This window comes from Streptomyces sp. NPDC048255 (assembly GCF_040652415.1).
In the GTDB taxonomy this organism is placed as follows: Bacteria; Actinomycetota; Actinomycetes; order Streptomycetales; family Streptomycetaceae; genus Streptomyces.
In genome coordinates, this window is the sequence record NZ_JBEZMA010000074.1 from 16674 (window position 1) to 31200 (window position 14527).

Consider the following 14527-nt stretch of genomic DNA (forward strand, 5'->3'; position numbering starts at 1 on the left):
AATGGGTTTCAGCCGCGGCCGATGTACGGCATGGCCGTCGCCATCACCGTCGCGAACTGCACGTTCGCCTCCAGCGGGAGCTCCGCCATGTGCAGCACGGTCCGTGCCACGTCGGCGGCGTCCATCACCGGCTCCACCGCCAGCTGGCCGTTGGCCTGGAGGATGCCGGTCTGCATCCGCTCGGTCATCTCGGTCGCCGCGTTGCCGATGTCGATCTGGCCGCAGGCGATCCGGTACGGCCGGCCGTCCAGGGACAGCGACTTCGTCAGGCCGGTCATCGCGTGCTTGGTCGCGGTGTAGGCGATGGAGTTCGGGCGCGGCACGTGCGCGGAGATGGAGCCGTTGTTGATGATGCGGCCGCCCTGCGGGTCCTGTGCCTTCATCCGCCGGAAGGCCGCCTGCGCGCACAGGAAGGCGCCGGTCAGGTTGACGTCGACGACCGAGCGCCAGGCCTCGTAGCTGATGTCCTCCAGCGGGACGCCGCCCGGCCCGAAGGTGCCCGCGTTGTTGAAGAGCAGGTCGAGGCGCCCGTACCGCTCGTCCACGGCGGCGAACAGCGCGGCCACGTCCTGCGGATCGCTCACGTCCGCGGGGACGCACAGCACGTCCGCCCCGGCCCCGGCCGTCCGGGCCGTCTCCTCCAGGGGCTCGGCGCGGCGGCCCGCCACCGCCACCGCCCAGCCGGCCCCGGCCAGGGCGAGGGCCACGGAGCGGCCGATCCCGGAACCGGCCCCGGTCACCACAGCGGTCTTCTTCACACGTGCGCTCATGGGGCCGCAGGCTACGTCACACCGCGCATCGGGTCGCGGACGTTCCGACAGCTGAGAGCATGGGTCGGTCAGGGGTTCGTGAGCAGGACGAAAAGACTGGAGTGCCGCATGACGGAGAGAGCCCCCGCGACGACCCCTTCCGACGCGTCGTCGCCCGCGTCGCCCTCCGCTCCCCAGGCCACCGCACCCCCGGCCACCGCACCCCTGGCCGCCGCCCGCCGCACCGGCCTGCTCGTCATCTTCATGCTGGGCGGGCTCACCGCCCTGCCCCCGCTGTCCATGGACATGTACCTCCCGGCACTGCCGGAGGTCACCACCGCCCTGAACAGCCCGGCCGCGACCGTCCAGCTCACCCTGACCGCCTGCCTCGCCGGAATGGCCCTGGGCCAGCTCCTCATCGGCCCGATGAGCGACAAGTGGGGCCGCCGCAGGCCCCTGCTCATCGGCATGGTCGTCTACGTCCTCGCCACCGCGATATGCGCCTTCGCGCCGACCGCCGAGCTCCTGATCGGCTTCCGGCTGCTCCAGGGCCTGGCCGGCGCGGCCGCGATCGTCATCGCGCGGGCCGTCGTACGCGACCTGTACGACGGGGTCGAGATGGCCCGGTTCTTCTCCACACTGATGCTGGTCTCCGGGGTCGCCCCGATCATCGCCCCGCTCATCGGCGGCCAGGTGCTGCGCTTCTCCGACTGGCGGGGCGTGTTCGTCGTCCTGACCGGCGTCGGCGCCCTGCTGACCCTGCTGGTCTGGCGGCGGCTCGACGAGACGCTGCCGCCCGCGCGGCGGCAGACCGGCGGGGTGGGCGCGGCGCTGCACACCATGCGCGGGCTGCTCGGCGACCGGGTCTTCACCGGGTACACGCTGGCCGGCGGCTTCGCCTTCGCCGTGCTGTTCGCCTACATATCGGCGTCGCCGTTCGTGATCCAGGAGATCTACGGGGCTTCGCCGCAGGCCTTCAGCCTGCTCTTCGGCCTCAACTCCGTCGGCCTGATCGCCGCCGGCCAGATCAACGGCAAGCTGCTGGTGGGCCGGGTCAGCATGGACAAGGTCCTGGCCGCCGGGCTCGCCGTCGCCGGGGCCGCCTCGGTGGCGCTGCTGCTGATGTCCACCGGGGTCTTCGGGAAGGCCGGGCTGTTCCCCGTCGCCGCCGCCCTGTTCGTGCTGATGTCGTCCATGGGCGTGATCCTGCCGAACACCAACGCGCAGGCCCTGATGCGCACCCCGCACGCCGCCGGCTCGGCCTCGGCCCTGATCGGCACCACCTCCTTCCTGGTCGGGGCGATCGCCTCGCCGCTGGTCGGGATCGCGGGCGAGGACACCGCCGTGCCGATGGCCGTGGTCCAGGTGGTGTGCTCGGTGCTCGCGGCCGCGTGCTTCCTCGGCCTGTGCCGGCCGTGGCGCGACCGGGAGTCCGCGCGCCCCGCCGCGGAATAAACTTCGCAGGTGAACGCCTCCGCCCCCGCCCCCACCTCCGCCGAGACCCTCCGCACCGCACTGGCCGGACTGCTCGCCGGGATCCCGCCGAAGCAGGCCTCGGCCGCCGTCGAGCGGCTCATCGCCAGCTACCGGGGGCAGACCCCGACCGACGCCCCCGTGCTGCGCGACCGCTCCGACGTGGCGGCGTACGCGGCGTACCGGATGCCGGCCACCTTCGAGGCCGTACGGTCCGCCCTGGACGGGCTCGCGGAGGCCGCGCCGCACTGGGCGCCGGGCTCGCACGTGGACGTCGGCGGCGGCACCGGGGCGGCGACCTGGGCGGTGGACGCCACCTGGGACGGCCCGCGGGAGACCACGGTGCTGGACTGGGCCGAACCGGCCCTGGCCCTGGGCAAGGAGCTGGCGGCGGCCTCCGCCTCGCCGGTGCTGCGCGGGGCCGGCTGGCGGCGGGCCGTGATCGGGCCCGGGCTGACGGTCCCCGACGCCGACCTGGTGACGGTGTCGTACGTGCTGGGCGAGCTGACGCCGCAGGCGCGTACGGCCGTCGTCGCCGAGGCGGCGCGGGCCGGGCAGGCGGTCGTACTGATCGAGCCGGGCACCCCGGAGGGCTACCTGCGCATCCGCGAGGCCCGCGACCAGCTGATCGCGGCCGGGCTGCGGGTCGCCGCGCCCTGTCCGCACGACGGGACCTGCCCGATCGAGGTCGGCAAGGACTGGTGCCACTTCTCGGCGCGGGTCAGCCGGTCCTCGCTGCACCGGCAGGTCAAGGGCGGCTCCCTCCCGTACGAGGACGAGAAGTTCAGCTACGTCGCCGCGACCCGCTTCCCCGTGGAGCCGGCCGCCTCCCGGATCACGCGGAAGCCGCAGATCCGGAAGGGGCTCGTCCAGCTGGAGCTGTGCGGCCGGGAAGGCGAGGGCCTGAGCCGGGTCAACGTGACCAAGCGCCACGGTGACCTCTACAAGGCGGCGCGGGACGCCGACTGGGGCCAGGCCTGGCCGCCGGCCGAGTAACTAGGGGCGCAGCTCCTGGGTGCAGCACTTCACGCTGCCGCCGCCCTTGAGCAGTTCTCCCAGGTCCATGGGGACCGGTTCGAACCCGCGGTCGCGCAGCGGCTCCAGCAGCCCGGTAGCCGCCTGCGGGAGCAGGACGTGCCGGCCGTCGGAGACCGCGTTCAGGCCGAGGGCGGCCGCGTCCTGGCCGTCGGCGATCAGGGCGTCGGGGAAGAGCCGCCGCAGCACGGCCTGGCTGCCCGGCGAGAAGGCCTCCGGGTAGTACATGACCTCGTCGCCGTCGAGGACGCTGAGCGCCGTGTCCAGGTGGTAGTAGCGCGGATCCACCAGGTCGAGGCCGATGACGGGGCGGCCGAAGAACTCCTGTGCCTCGTCGTGCGAGAGCGGGCTGGAGCGGAAGCCGCGGCCGGCCAGGAGGTAGGAGGCGGTGACGGCGAAGTCGCCCTCGCCCTCGTTGACGTGGGACGGCTCGTGGATGTCGGTGAAGCCGTGGGAGCGGAACCAGTCGAGGTGGATCTCGGCCTCGGCGGTCCGTTCCGGGTAGGCGAAGCGGGCCCCGAGCACCCGGCCGTCCACGACCAGGGCCCCGTTCGCCGCGAAGACCATGTCGGGCAGCGCGGGATCGGGGACGAGGGTCTCGACGGTGTGGCCGAGGGCGCGGTAGCGGTCCCGCAGGTCTTCCCATTGGGCGTGTGCGAGGGGCAGGTCCACCGGTTTCGTGGGGTCCATCCACGGGTTGATGGAGTACGTGACCCTGAAGTGTGCGGGTGGGCACATCAGGTAGCGCCGGGGTGTGGCGTCTCTGCGCAAAGAAGGCTCCTCACGACTTGCACGACGTGCATGGCCTACGGCTCATGCCGGTGTGGACAGAATCGTCTCTCCTCAAGGATGACGGCGCAGTGAACTGATTGGGTGGTTTACCGGCCAAAGACGAGACGTCTCGGGTTGGTATGTTCGAAGAATGACCAGGACCCCTGACGCCACCCGCCGCAGCGACCGCTCCCGCCGCGCCATCCTCGACGCCGCGCTCGCCCTCGTCGGGGAGGTCGGCTACAACAAGCTGACCATCGAGGCCATCGCCGCCCGCGCCGGGGTCGGCAAGCAGACCATCTACCGCTGGTGGCCCTCCAAGGCCGCCGTCCTCCTCGACGCCTCGCTGGCGCTCGCCGGGGACGCGGCGGTGGAGGGCGAGTGGACCGGCTTCCCCGACTCGGGGGACCTCGCGGCCGACCTGAAGTACGTCCTGCGGGCCACGGTCGACGAGTTCAACGACGAGAAGTACGAGGCCCCCGCCCGCGCCCTGACGGCGGCCGGGGCCACCGACCCCGAACTCGGCGCCCGTTTCAACGAAGAGCTGCTGGAGCCCCAGCTCGCCCTGTACGAGGCCCGGTTGCGCACGGCGCAGGAGGCCGGGCAGCTCGCACCGGAGGCCGACCTGCGGCTGACGGTGGAAATGCTGCTCGGGCCGCTGACGCACCGCTGGCTGCTGCGCACGGCTCCGCTGACCCACGCCTTCGTGGACGCGCTGGTGGACCAGGTGCTCGGCGGCGTGTCAAACGTCACCGGCAGGTAGCCGCCCGACGGCCAGCCGGGAACATTTGCACTAATTCTGTGGTTATGTGTGCCTTGCAGGTTCCCTCTCCCCAACCCCCCGGTTGAGGAGACCGGTCACCCGGGGCGCAGGATGGTGGGACCATGTGAGGGTCTGCCGGGGTAACGGTGAGGTGAGGGGATAGATGGGGTCTGAGTCCGGCCGCGTCAAACGCGGCGAGCAGAGCAGGATTTCCCAGTGGCTGCGCCGGCGGCAGAAACCCACCGCCGAGGACCCCGGACAAGAGCGCGAGGCGCTCCTCCTGGCCGTCGCCGCCGCCGGTCTGCCGCTCGCCCCCGCCGCCCATCCCGCCGGCTACCGGTGTTCGTGCGACCGGATCGGCTGTCCGACGCCCGCACGACATCCCCTCTCCTTCGCCTGGCAGACCCAGTCGACCACCGACCGCGCCCAGGTCGAACGCTGGGCCCGCAACCAGCCCCAGGCCAACTTCGTCACCGCGACGGGCATGGTCCACGACGTGCTGGACGTCCCCCTGGAAGCCGGACTCGCCGCGCTGGAGCGCCTGCTGGAGGCCGGCATCGAGGTCGGCCCGGTCGCCGAGTCGAGCGGCACGGGCGAGCAGGCCCGGATGCTCTTCTTCACCGCCACCCGCGGCACCCCCGAGGACGAGGACGAGTGGTGGCCGTGCGAACTGGACTGCCACCCCGAGACGATGGACGAACACCCGGGCCTGCGCTGGCACTGCCGCGGCAGCTACGTCCTGGTCCCCCCGGCGGCCCTGCCGGGTGACCAGTCGGTGACCTGGCGCCGCGGCATGGAACACCCCCTCCCGGACCCCCTCACCCTCCTGGAAACCCTGACGGACGCCTGCGCGACCTACGCGGGTGCCGCGAACTCGACCCCGGCCGCGGTGGCCTGGCCGCTGGGCCGCTGACCCCAGGCTTCCGCCCGGGCCCCTGGGGCTCCGCCCCAGACCCCGCGCCTCAAACGCCGGCGGGGCTGGGTTTGACCCGTGGCTCCGCCGGGTGCCCTGCGAGCGGCTCGGCCGGGGCCTGGTCGGTGGGGTCGGTCCGCGGGGCCGCTCCGGGCTGTCTCCTCGGCTCGCGCACTGAGCCTGACCCGACGACATCGGCCCGGGTTGCGCGCTCGTCCTGCGGGGACAACCCTGCGCGTCCCCACTCCCCTCCACCACGGCTACGCCCGCCCCCACCACCGCCAGGCTTCGTCTTCCGAAGCCTGGGCGTGGGGCGGGGTCGCGCAGGAGAGTCCCCGCAGGACGAGCGCGCAACCCGGGCCGGACTCTCGTAGCGGGGGCTCAGTGCGCGAGCCGAGGAGACGCTCCGGAGCGGCCCCGACCCACACCCACCCACCGGCCCCGCCCCGGCCGCCTCAGTGGATCTGGGTGACGACCACGTCGAGGGACCACGCCCGCCCAGCCTTCGCGGGAGCCTCCGCCTCGACGACGTAGCCCAGGTCCCGCAGGGCAGTGACCAGCTCCGCGGGCCCGGCCGGCACGGCCCCGGCCGACAGCAGGTCCCGCACCATGCGACCCTTCGTCGCCTTGTTGAAGTGGCTCACCACCGACCGCTTCTCCACCCCGTCCACGACCTGCGAGTGCAGCACCCGCACGGTCGCGGTCCGCCCCGCCACCTCCCCCTTCGGCCGCCACGCGGACGCGTACGCCGACGAGCGCAGGTCCAGCACCAGCCCCTCCCCTGCCACCGCGGGCAGCACTTCGGCCATCGGCGCCCGCCAGTACGCGCCGAGCGCCCCCAGCCCCGGCAGCTTCACGCCCATCGAGCAGCGGTAGGACGGGATCCGGTCGGTGATCCGCACCGCGCCCCACAGGCCGGAGAACACCAGCAGCGCGTCCTCGGCGAGTTTGCGGGCCGCCGGCGTCAGGTCGGCCAGGCCCAGCGCGTCGTAGAGCACGCCGGTGTAGATCTCGCCCGCCGGACGGGCCACCGCCGAACGGAGTTCCACGTTCTTGGCGACCTCGCCCCGCAGGCCCTCGCTCAGCCCCAGCACCTCGCGCGCCTTCGGCTCGTCGGCCGCGCACAGCTCCACGAGTTCGTCCAGCACCGCCGCACGCGCCGCGGCCAGCCCGGGCAGGGACAGGTCCTGCGGCTTCAGCGGTGCGCCGGAGCCGCCGGCGGCCTTTCCTTCGGACGGCGGCAGCAGCACGAGCACGGTGGTTCTCCTTCAATACGTCACGGCGCAGGGGATGCGGCCCCCGAGCCAGGGTAGACGGCCGCCGTACCGCCCGGCCCCGCCGTCCACCGCCCGCCGTACCGCCCGGGCCCGCGGCCCACGCCGACAACCCTCCGCCCGCCCGCCCGCCGTCCACCACCCCGCCGTCCACGCCGGCCACCGCCACCCACGGCCCGCCGCCCAGGCACCCGCCCCGCCGTTCGCCGCGCCGCCCCGGCCCGCCGCCTCTACGCTCGACCCATGCCACGCCGCCCAATGCACATGACCGGCGCAGACGGGGCTGCCCTGCGGGCCGCGCTGCGTGAACTGCGGACGAAGCTGGACGTGCCGGAGGAGTTCCCGGCCGAGGTGCTCGCCGAGGCGCAGCGGGCCGTCCGGGAGCCGTGCCTCCCCGACCTCGACGCGACCGACATCCCGCTGTTCACCATCGACCCGCCCACCTCCGTCGACCTCGACCAGGCCATGCACCTCGCCCGCCGCCCCGGCGGCGCCGGCTACCGCGTGCACTACGCCATCGCCGACGTGGCCGCCTTCGTCACCCCGGGCGGCCCGCTCGACGCCGAGGCGCACTGCCGGGTCACCACCCTGTACTTCCCCGACGAGAAGGTCCCCCTGCACCCGGCCGTGCTCTCGGAGGGCGCCGCCAGCCTGCTGCCGGACCGGACCCGCCCGGCGCTGCTGTGGCGCCTCGACCTGGACCCCGACGGCCGGGTCGAGACCGCGGACGTGCGCCGGGCCCTGGTCCGCAGCCGGGCCAAGCTCGACTACGACGGCGTCCAGAAGGCCATCGACTCCGGCACGGCCGAGGAGCCCCTGGCCCTGCTGAAGGACGTCGGCCGGCTGCGCGAGGCCCTGGAGCAGGAACGCGGCGGCATCTCCCTGAACGTGCCCGAGCAGGAGATCGTCGTGCACGGCGACAGCTACTCCCTCGCCTACCGCGCCCCACTCCCCGCCGACGGCTGGAACGCGCAGATCTCCCTGATGACCGGCATGGTGGCCGCCGACCTGATGCTCGCCTCCGGGGCCGGCATCCTGCGCACCCTGCCCACCGCCCCCGACGGAGCCGTCGGCAGGCTCCGGCGGACGGCGAAGGCCCTGCGGATCGACTGGCCGCACCACGTCCCGTACGCCGAACTCGTGCGCTCCCTCGACCCGCACCTCCCCGCCCACGCGGCCTTCCTCCAGGAGTGCACGGCCCTGCTGCGCGGCGCGGGCTACACGGCGTTCACCGGCGGCGAGAGCCCGGACCCGGCGATCCACGCCGCGGTGGCGGCCCCGTACGCGCACTGCACCGCACCCCTGCGCCGGCTCGTCGACCGGTACACGGGCGAGCTGTGCGTGGCGGCCGTGGCGGGGGCCGAGGCCCCGCAGTGGGCGGTGTCGGCGCTGGCGGAGCTGCCTCGCGAGATGGCGGAGGGCGCCCGGCTGGCCAACACGGTGGAGCGGGAGTGCGTGGACCTGGTGGAGGCCGCCCTGCTGAAGGACCGCGTCGGGGAGACCTTCGAGGCCACGGTGATCGACGTGAAGGACCGCGAGCCGCTGGTCGGCACGGTCCACCTGGCGGAGCCGGCGGTGGTCGGCCGCGTCGAGTCCTCCGCGCGGGAGCTGCCGCTGGGCGAGCGCCTCCGGGTCCGCCTCACGCAGGCGGACCCGGGCACGTCGAAGATCCTCTTCGCCGTGGCCTGAGCGCTGGGGAGTGTCGTCAAAGTGGCGTCGGCCGCCCGCAGGGCGGGGCCGGCGGGGTCTGGTGCGTGCGATCGCAAGGCGGAGGAGGGAGTCGATGCGGAGCATCGGCGACCGACGACAACGCGGCGAGCGTGCGTGCCAGACCCCGCCGGCCAGACGCGACTTCGACGACACGACCTAGGCTGGCTGCCTGAGCGCGCTGACCAGGGCGCGCGGGTCGTCGGCGTGGAAGCGGACGGTACGGACCTGCGCCCGGGCCCCGAGCGGCCGGACGACCCCCAGCGGACGGTTCAGCTCCAGGGTCACCGTGGTCTGGCTGCCCACGATCAGGTCGAGCACCCCGTCCTCGGACACGGTGACCATCCGGCCCTGCGGATAGCGGCGGTCGACCCGGACCGAGGCCACCGCGTCCGGCGGGACGGTGAGGTCGAACAGGGCCCCGTAGCGGATCCGCAGCGAGCCGTCGGGGCGGACCACGTGCGGCCGGGTGACGCAGGCGGCGTGCATCGCGAGGATGATGAGGATCCCGTACACGTCGAGTACGAGCACCACCTGGTGGACGGCCGGCCAGGGGATGAGCACGGCCAGCGCGGCCGTCTCGATCACCGACACGAAGACCAGGCCGTACATCATGGCCGTCTGCGGTCCGGTGTACCCGGCGGCGAGGTCCCCGGGGCGCACCCCGTGCTTCCTGCGCAGGGCCCACCAGCCGAGGGAGGCGGCGGCACGCAGCTCGTGCCGCACCAGCCGCCGCACCTGCACCGGCAGCACCCGGCGGGCGGCCGCCGTCATCCGTGCCAGTGCCCCTGCCCCTGCCCCTGTCCCGCTGATCCCCGCACTCGTCCCCGGGCTCATCCCCGTCCCCTCTCCATGAACGCCTCCATGACCCGGCGTACGACCTCGGCCTGCGCGGGCGTGTACTCCGCGAGCAGCGCCTCCTGGAAACCGGCGACAACCTGCCCCCCGGAGGGGATCGCGGCGAACACCTCGTCGGGGACGGCCGCCACCAGTTCGGCGGCCAGCGCGGGGATCCGCGGGTCGTCCCTCGGGGCGTCGGCGAGCTCGTCGAGGCGTTCGTAGAGCGCGAGCAGCGCGGGGTCGGCGGCCAACGGGCCGAGCGCGGCGTACAGTTCCTCGCCGCCGGAGCCCGCGGCGTCGAGCAGCGTCAGGTGCTCGCGGTCCTTCGCGGCGGCGGGCGAGGTGGTGGGCGGCGCCTTCGCGAGGAGCCCGGCGAGCGCGGGGGACAGCGGTTCGATCTCCCCGGGCTCGGCGGCCAGCAGCACCGCGAGCCGTCGCCGGCGCTCGCCGATCTCGGCCTCCTGGCGGGCCAGGTCGGCGTCGAGCTCCTCCAGTACGTCGGCCAGTTCGCGCCCGGCGTCGTCCGCGAGCACGTCCCGTACCTCGTCCAGGCTGAGCCCGAGCTCGGTGAGGCGGCGTACGCGCGCCAGCAGGACGGCGTCCCGGACGCTGTAGGCCCGGTATCCGTTGGGGCGCCGCTCCGGCTCCGGGAGCAGCCCGACATGGTGGTAGTGCCGGATCGCCCGGGTGGTGACCCCGACGAGCGCGGCGATCTCTCCGATCCGCATGAGCCCAGTAGAAACCCTGCCGTTGCGTCAAGGTCAAGCCGCAACGGCACAGCCGGTAACATGGTCGGCACGACAGACGAGTCGGCTGGGCGGCCGCGTCGGGATCTCCGGATCCCGCCGAGGAACGTCCGGGCTCCACAGGGCAGGGTGGTGGGTAACGCCCACCCGGGGTGACCCGCGGGACAGTGCCACAGAAAACAGACCGCCGGGGGCTTCGGCCCTCGGTAAGGGTGAAACGGTGGTGTAAGAGACCACCAGCGCCTGGGGTGACTCAGGCGGCTAGGTAAACCCCACCCGGAGCAAGGTCAAGAGGATCCGTCCCCGGACGGGTCTGCGCGAACGCTTGAGGGCTGCCCGCCCGAGTTCGCGGGTAGACCGCACGAGGCCGGCGGCAACGCCGGTCCTAGATGGATGGCCGTCTCCCCGGCGACCGCGAGGTCTCCGGGAGACAGAACCCGGCGTACAGGCCGGCTCGTCTGCCGTTCCGCCCCGCACCGGGGTCTCTCCGGTCCGGGGCGGTTCTGCATCGCCCCCGGCACACACAAGAGGTGGGGAACATGACCGTTCTGCTCGTGCTGCTCCTGACTGTCGCCGTCGGCGGGGCCGCCTGCGTGGTGTGGGCGGAACGCGGTGGGCCGCCCTGGGTCCGCGTCGTGGCGCGTGTGACGCTCGGCATCGGCTCACTGGTGCGCAGCGCCGGGAAGAGCCGGAGCCGGGGCGTGAACAGGAGCGGCGGCAACAGCGACGGCGGCGAATAGGCCCTGTTCGGGCGGCCTTTGGGCGTCGGACCGCGGCGCGCACGCGGCCGTCGCGGGGCCGTCCCCGGCCGAAAGCCCCCCGCGCACGGCACGGGGGCTCGGTACGGCTTCGCCGGCAGGGCCTCGCCGACGGGGCCCGGCTACCGCAGGTGGGACGTGTCGTTCAGCAGGCGCACCGAGGCGTTGCCGTCCGCGTAGTAGGCCACCGCCGACAGGGAGGCCGCGGAGAGTTCCATGCGGAACAGCGCCTCCGGCGGGGCGCCGAGGGCGAGACGGACCAGGATCTTGACCGGGGTCACGTGGGTGACCAGCAGGACCGTGCGGCCCGCGTGGGCGGCGAGCAGCCGGTCGCGGGTCGCCGAGATGCGGCGGGTGGCGGCCGTGAAGCTCTCGCCGCCGCCCGTGGGGGCCGCCCGGGGGGAGTCCAGCCAGGCCTGGAGGTCGTCGGGGAACCGCTCCCGCACCTCGGCGAAGGTCAGGCCCTCCCAGGCCCCGAAGTCGACCTCGCGCAGGCCTTCCTCGACGGTCACCTGGAGCCCGAGGCGGTCGGCGACGGCCTGGGCGGTCTCGCGGCAGCGGTGCAGCGGGGAGCTGATGACCGTCTGTACGGTGCCCCGCGCGGCCAGTGCCTCGGCCACGGCGGCGGCCTGCCGCCGGCCGGCCGCGGACAGTTCGGGGTCGCTGCCGCCGCTGCCGGAGAAGCGCTTCTGCGGGGTGAGCGCGGTCTCCCCGTGGCGCAGCAGCACGAAGGTGGCGGGGGTCCCCATGTCGGGTCCCCAGCCGGGGCCGCCGGCCGTCGCCGTACCGGTGGCGGTGACCGTACCCGTGGCCGTACCGCCGGCGGTGGTCGTGCCCGCGGTGGTCGCCGCGCCCGCGGCGGACGCGTCGGTCGTCGGGGTCGCAGGCGTATCGGAGTCGAGGCAGGGCTCGATCACGGGGGCGCCCGCCGGGCCGTCCTGCGCTGCGGGCGCCGGGGCCGGGCCCGGCAGGGGTTCCGCGAACAGCGTGTCGGCGACGACCGGGGCCGTCGCGGAACCGGCTCGCGCGGCCGCGCCGGAGGCGAGGGCCGCCCGTACCGCCGCAGCGCCCGCGGCCGCGTCCCCCGGAGGGCCGGCCGGCGGGGTCGCCACCGCTCGGGCGGCGCCGCGGTCGAAGACGGCCGAGGAGTCCGAGGGCTCCCACGGCTTGCCGCGCTTGCCCGCGTCCATCGCCTCGTTGGCGAGCCGGTCCGCGTGCTTGTTCCGCTCGCGCGGGATCCACTCGTACGTGACCTGCGCGCGCGGCAGGATCCGCGCCGCCTCCGCCGCCAGGGGCTTCATGTCCGGGTGCTTGATCTTCCAGCGGCCCGACATCTGCTCGACGACCAGCTTGGAGTCCATGCGGACCAGGACCGCCGCGTCCGGTGCCAGCGCGCGCGCCGCTTCGAGCCCGGCGATCAGGCCCTTGTACTCGGCGACGTTGTTCGTCGCGACGCCGATGTACTCCGCGCGCTCGGCCAGCGTCTCCCCCGTGGCGGGGTCGAGGACCACCGCGCCGTAGCCGGCGGGACCCGGGTTGCCCCGGGAACCGCCGTCCGCCTCCACGACGAACCGGACGGGCCTCTGCATCAGATGCCCGAGTCGGCCGTACGGACCAGGATGCGGCCGCAGTTCTCGTGACGTACGACCTGGTTGCGCGCGGCGGCCTTGATCTCGTTGACCTCGGCCATGTCGAGCTCCAGGCGGCAGCCCTCGCAGCGGCGCTGGTAGAGGCGCGCGGCGCCGACCCCGCCCTGCTTGACGCGGATCTTCTCGTACAGCGCCATCAGGTCGGCCGGCATGGAGCCGACGATGACCTCGCGGTCCTTGGCGATCTTGGCGGCCTCGGCGTCGATCTCGCCGGTGGCGGCGTCGCGGCGCGCGGTGGCGTCCGTCAGCTCGCCCTCCAGGGAGGAGACCCGCTCGGTGAGGCCGGTGACGCGCTCGGTCGCGGCCTCCAGACGCTCCATGACCTCCAGGACCACGTCCTCCAGGTCGCTCTGCCGCTTGGCGAGGGAGACGACCTCGCTCTGCAGGTTCGCCAGGTCCCGGGCCGAGACGCCCGCGCCGGAGTCGAGCCGCTGCTGGTCGCGGGCCGCGCGCTGGCGGACCTGGTCCACGTCCTGCTCCGCCTTGGTCTGCTCACGAGCGGCGTCGCTGGCCTGCGTCTGGGCGGCGACGAGCAGGTCGCGCTGCTGGGTGAGGTCCTTGGTCAGCGAGTCGACCTCGGCGTGCTCGGGCAGCGACTTGCGCTTGTGGGCGAGCTGAGACAGCCGCACGTCCAGGGCCTGGACGTCGAGAAGTCGGATCTGGTCGGCGGGCTCGGCGTTCAGTTGGGGGCTCCAGGGATAGAAGGGGGTGTCACGGACGGCGCGTGCACCGTCCACGGGTCGGTGACCGTGCGCGAGACGTGGGTACGCAGGCCCCAGCCGTGGCGCTCGGAGATCGCGTCGAGTTGTGCGGCGGCCTGCTCGCACCAGGGCCACTCGGTGGCCCAGTGGGCGGCGTCGACGAGGGCGAGCGGGCTCTGCTCGCGGGCCTCGGACACCGGGTGGTGGCGCAGGTCGGCGGTCACGAAGGCGTCCACGCCCGCGGCACGGACCTGCTCGAAGAGGCTGTCGCCGGAGCCGCCGCTGACGGCGACGCGCTGGATCAGCGCGTCCGGGTCGCCGGCCACGCGGATGCCCTGCGCGGTCGGCGGCAGCCAGGTGGCGCACCGGGCGGCGAACTCCCGCAGGGTCTCGGGGCGGTCCAGCTCGCAGATCCGGCCCAGGCCACGGCGGCCGGCGGGGTCGGTGGCATCGGGCACCAGCGGGCCGGTGACCCGCAGGTCCAGGGCGCCGGCGAGGGCGTCGGAGACTCCGGGGTCGGCGCTGTCGGCGTTGGTGTGGGCGACGTGCAGCGCGATGTCGTTCTTGATCAGCGTGTGCACGACGCGGCCCTTGAAGGTGCCGGCCTCCACGGTGGTGGTGCCGCGCAGGTAGAGGGGGTGGTGGGTGACGATCAGGTCGGCGCCCAGTTTGAGCGCCTCGTCGGCGATCTCCTGTACGGGGTCCACGGCGAACAGGACCCGGGAGACCTCGGCATCGGGGTCACCGCAGACGGTCCCGACGGCATCCCACTGCTCGGCCCGCGAGGGGGGCCAGAGAGCGTCCAGCGCGGCGATGACTTCAGAGAGACGGGGCACGGGCCAAGGCTACCGTCCGTGGCGACCATCCCCACCAGGCGCGGTGCCGCTGCCGCGGGCCCGCCGGAGCCATCCCCGGCCTCGCCGGAGCCAAGGCCGGCCTCGCCGGAGCCCATCCCCGGCCTCGCCGGAGCCCATCCCCGGCCTCGGCGGAGCCAAAGCCGGCCCCGCCGGAGCCATCCCCAGCCTCGCCGGGGCCAAAGCCGGCCCCGCCGGAGCCATCCCCAGCCTCGCCGGCGTTTGAGGCGCGTATCTGGCCTCGCTCCAGGCGCGTCGCCAGTAGCGGTTACCGCCTTCGCGCGCGACCATGGG

13 protein-coding genes, 1 other RNA gene and 1 pseudogene are annotated in these 14527 nt (G+C 74.1%); 7 read left to right on the forward strand and 8 right to left on the reverse strand.

Annotation, left to right across the window (positions count from 1 at the left end):
• Positions 1-8: 8 nt before the first annotated feature.
• Positions 9-770 carry an SDR family oxidoreductase gene (locus tag AB0D94_RS33735; protein ID WP_362060203.1) on the reverse strand — a complete coding sequence of 254 codons (762 nt, stop codon included), beginning with the start codon at positions 768-770 and terminating at the stop codon, positions 9-11.
• 108 nt (positions 771-878) lie between these two features.
• On the opposite strand from AB0D94_RS33735, the gene AB0D94_RS33740 reads away from it, so the two are divergent.
• On the forward strand, positions 879-2204 hold the full coding sequence (locus tag AB0D94_RS33740) for a Bcr/CflA family multidrug efflux MFS transporter (protein ID WP_362060206.1): 1326 nt from the start codon (positions 879-881) through the stop codon (positions 2202-2204).
• Positions 2205-2213: 9 nt separating this feature from the next.
• Positions 2214-3218 carry a small ribosomal subunit Rsm22 family protein gene (locus AB0D94_RS33745; RefSeq protein ID WP_362060209.1) on the forward strand — a complete coding sequence of 335 codons (1005 nt, stop codon included), beginning with the start codon at positions 2214-2216 and terminating at the stop codon, positions 3216-3218.
• Here the strand turns inward: AB0D94_RS33745 and ddaH are convergent.
• Positions 3219-4037: pseudogene (gene ddaH / locus AB0D94_RS33750) on the reverse strand (dimethylargininase); the annotation flags it as partial.
• A gap of 142 nt (positions 4038-4179) precedes the next feature.
• Here ddaH and AB0D94_RS33755 point away from each other — a divergent pair.
• Entirely contained in the window at positions 4180-4791 is a 612-nt protein-coding gene (locus tag AB0D94_RS33755) for a TetR/AcrR family transcriptional regulator (RefSeq protein ID WP_362060212.1), read from the forward strand.
• Between the two features lie 163 nt (positions 4792-4954).
• Complete coding sequence (locus AB0D94_RS33760) at positions 4955-5704, forward strand: bifunctional DNA primase/polymerase (protein ID WP_362060215.1); 750 nt, start codon at positions 4955-4957, stop codon at positions 5702-5704.
• A gap of 455 nt (positions 5705-6159) precedes the next feature.
• Here AB0D94_RS33760 and yaaA read toward each other — a convergent pair whose 3' ends face one another.
• Positions 6160-6960 (reverse strand): peroxide stress protein YaaA, encoded by an 801-nt coding sequence (yaaA, locus tag AB0D94_RS33765; protein WP_362060218.1) that lies wholly within the window; start codon positions 6958-6960, stop codon positions 6160-6162.
• Positions 6961-7221: 261 nt separating this feature from the next.
• Between yaaA and AB0D94_RS33770 the strand changes: the two genes are divergently transcribed.
• On the forward strand, positions 7222-8667 hold the full coding sequence (locus AB0D94_RS33770; protein WP_362060221.1) for an RNB domain-containing ribonuclease: 1446 nt from the start codon (positions 7222-7224) through the stop codon (positions 8665-8667).
• 177 nt (positions 8668-8844) lie between these two features.
• On the opposite strand, the gene AB0D94_RS33775 is transcribed toward AB0D94_RS33770, so the two are convergent.
• Together AB0D94_RS33775 and AB0D94_RS33780 are read right to left on the reverse strand one after the other, a co-directional pair.
• Entirely contained in the window at positions 8845-9459 is a 615-nt protein-coding gene (locus tag AB0D94_RS33775) for a hypothetical protein (RefSeq protein WP_362060224.1), read from the reverse strand.
• A gap of 59 nt (positions 9460-9518) precedes the next feature.
• The gene (locus AB0D94_RS33780) at positions 9519-10253 is read right to left on the reverse strand and encodes a MerR family transcriptional regulator (RefSeq protein WP_362060227.1); all 735 of its coding nucleotides are present in this window, start codon (positions 10251-10253) and stop codon (positions 9519-9521) included.
• Positions 10254-10330: 77 nt separating this feature from the next.
• Between AB0D94_RS33780 and rnpB the strand changes: the two genes are divergently transcribed.
• Positions 10331-10732, forward strand: an RNA gene (rnpB, locus tag AB0D94_RS33785) — RNase P RNA component class A.
• Positions 10733-10810: 78 nt separating this feature from the next.
• The gene (locus AB0D94_RS33790) at positions 10811-11011 is read left to right on the forward strand and encodes a hypothetical protein (RefSeq protein WP_362060230.1); all 201 of its coding nucleotides are present in this window, start codon (positions 10811-10813) and stop codon (positions 11009-11011) included.
• A 140-nt stretch (positions 11012-11151) separates the two neighbouring features.
• Here the strand turns inward: AB0D94_RS33790 and AB0D94_RS33795 are convergent, their stop codons facing one another.
• The 3 genes from AB0D94_RS33795 to AB0D94_RS33805 are packed head-to-tail and all read right to left on the reverse strand — an operon-like array spanning position 11152 to position 14215.
• Positions 11152-12618: a bifunctional RNase H/acid phosphatase gene (locus tag AB0D94_RS33795; protein WP_362060233.1), complete on the reverse strand. Its 1467-nt coding sequence runs from the start codon at positions 12616-12618 to the stop codon at positions 11152-11154.
• A complete protein-coding gene (locus AB0D94_RS33800; protein WP_362060248.1) occupies positions 12618-13361 on the reverse strand; it encodes a C4-type zinc ribbon domain-containing protein in 744 nt (247 codons plus the stop codon). The genes AB0D94_RS33795 and AB0D94_RS33800 overlap by 1 nt, the downstream gene beginning before the upstream one ends.
• Positions 13358-14215, reverse strand: a complete 858-nt coding sequence (locus tag AB0D94_RS33805) for a Nif3-like dinuclear metal center hexameric protein (protein WP_362060236.1) — start codon at positions 14213-14215, stop codon at positions 13358-13360. Before AB0D94_RS33805 ends, AB0D94_RS33800 begins: the two co-directional genes overlap by 4 nt.
• Positions 14216-14527: the final 312 nt, after the last annotated feature.

Bases quoted from the DNA above. Each gene is read 5' to 3' on its own strand.
- AB0D94_RS33760 (WP_362060215.1), top strand. From the start codon at position 4,955: ATGGGGTCTGAGTCCGGCCGCGTCAAACGCGGCGAGCAGAGCAGGATT.
- AB0D94_RS33755 (WP_362060212.1), top strand. From the start codon at position 4,180: ATGACCAGGACCCCTGACGCCACCCGCCGCAGCGACCGCTCCCGCCGC.
- AB0D94_RS33735 (WP_362060203.1), bottom strand. From the start codon at position 770: ATGAGCGCACGTGTGAAGAAGACCGCTGTGGTGACCGGGGCCGGTTCC.
- AB0D94_RS33790 (WP_362060230.1), top strand. From the start codon at position 10,811: ATGACCGTTCTGCTCGTGCTGCTCCTGACTGTCGCCGTCGGCGGGGCC.
- AB0D94_RS33780 (WP_362060227.1), bottom strand. From the start codon at position 10,253: ATGCGGATCGGAGAGATCGCCGCGCTCGTCGGGGTCACCACCCGGGCG.
- AB0D94_RS33770 (WP_362060221.1), top strand. From the start codon at position 7,222: ATGCCACGCCGCCCAATGCACATGACCGGCGCAGACGGGGCTGCCCTG.
- AB0D94_RS33775 (WP_362060224.1), bottom strand. From the start codon at position 9,459: ATGACGGCGGCCGCCCGCCGGGTGCTGCCGGTGCAGGTGCGGCGGCTG.
- AB0D94_RS33740 (WP_362060206.1), top strand. From the start codon at position 879: ATGACGGAGAGAGCCCCCGCGACGACCCCTTCCGACGCGTCGTCGCCC.
- AB0D94_RS33795 (WP_362060233.1), bottom strand. From the start codon at position 12,618: ATGCAGAGGCCCGTCCGGTTCGTCGTGGAGGCGGACGGCGGTTCCCGG.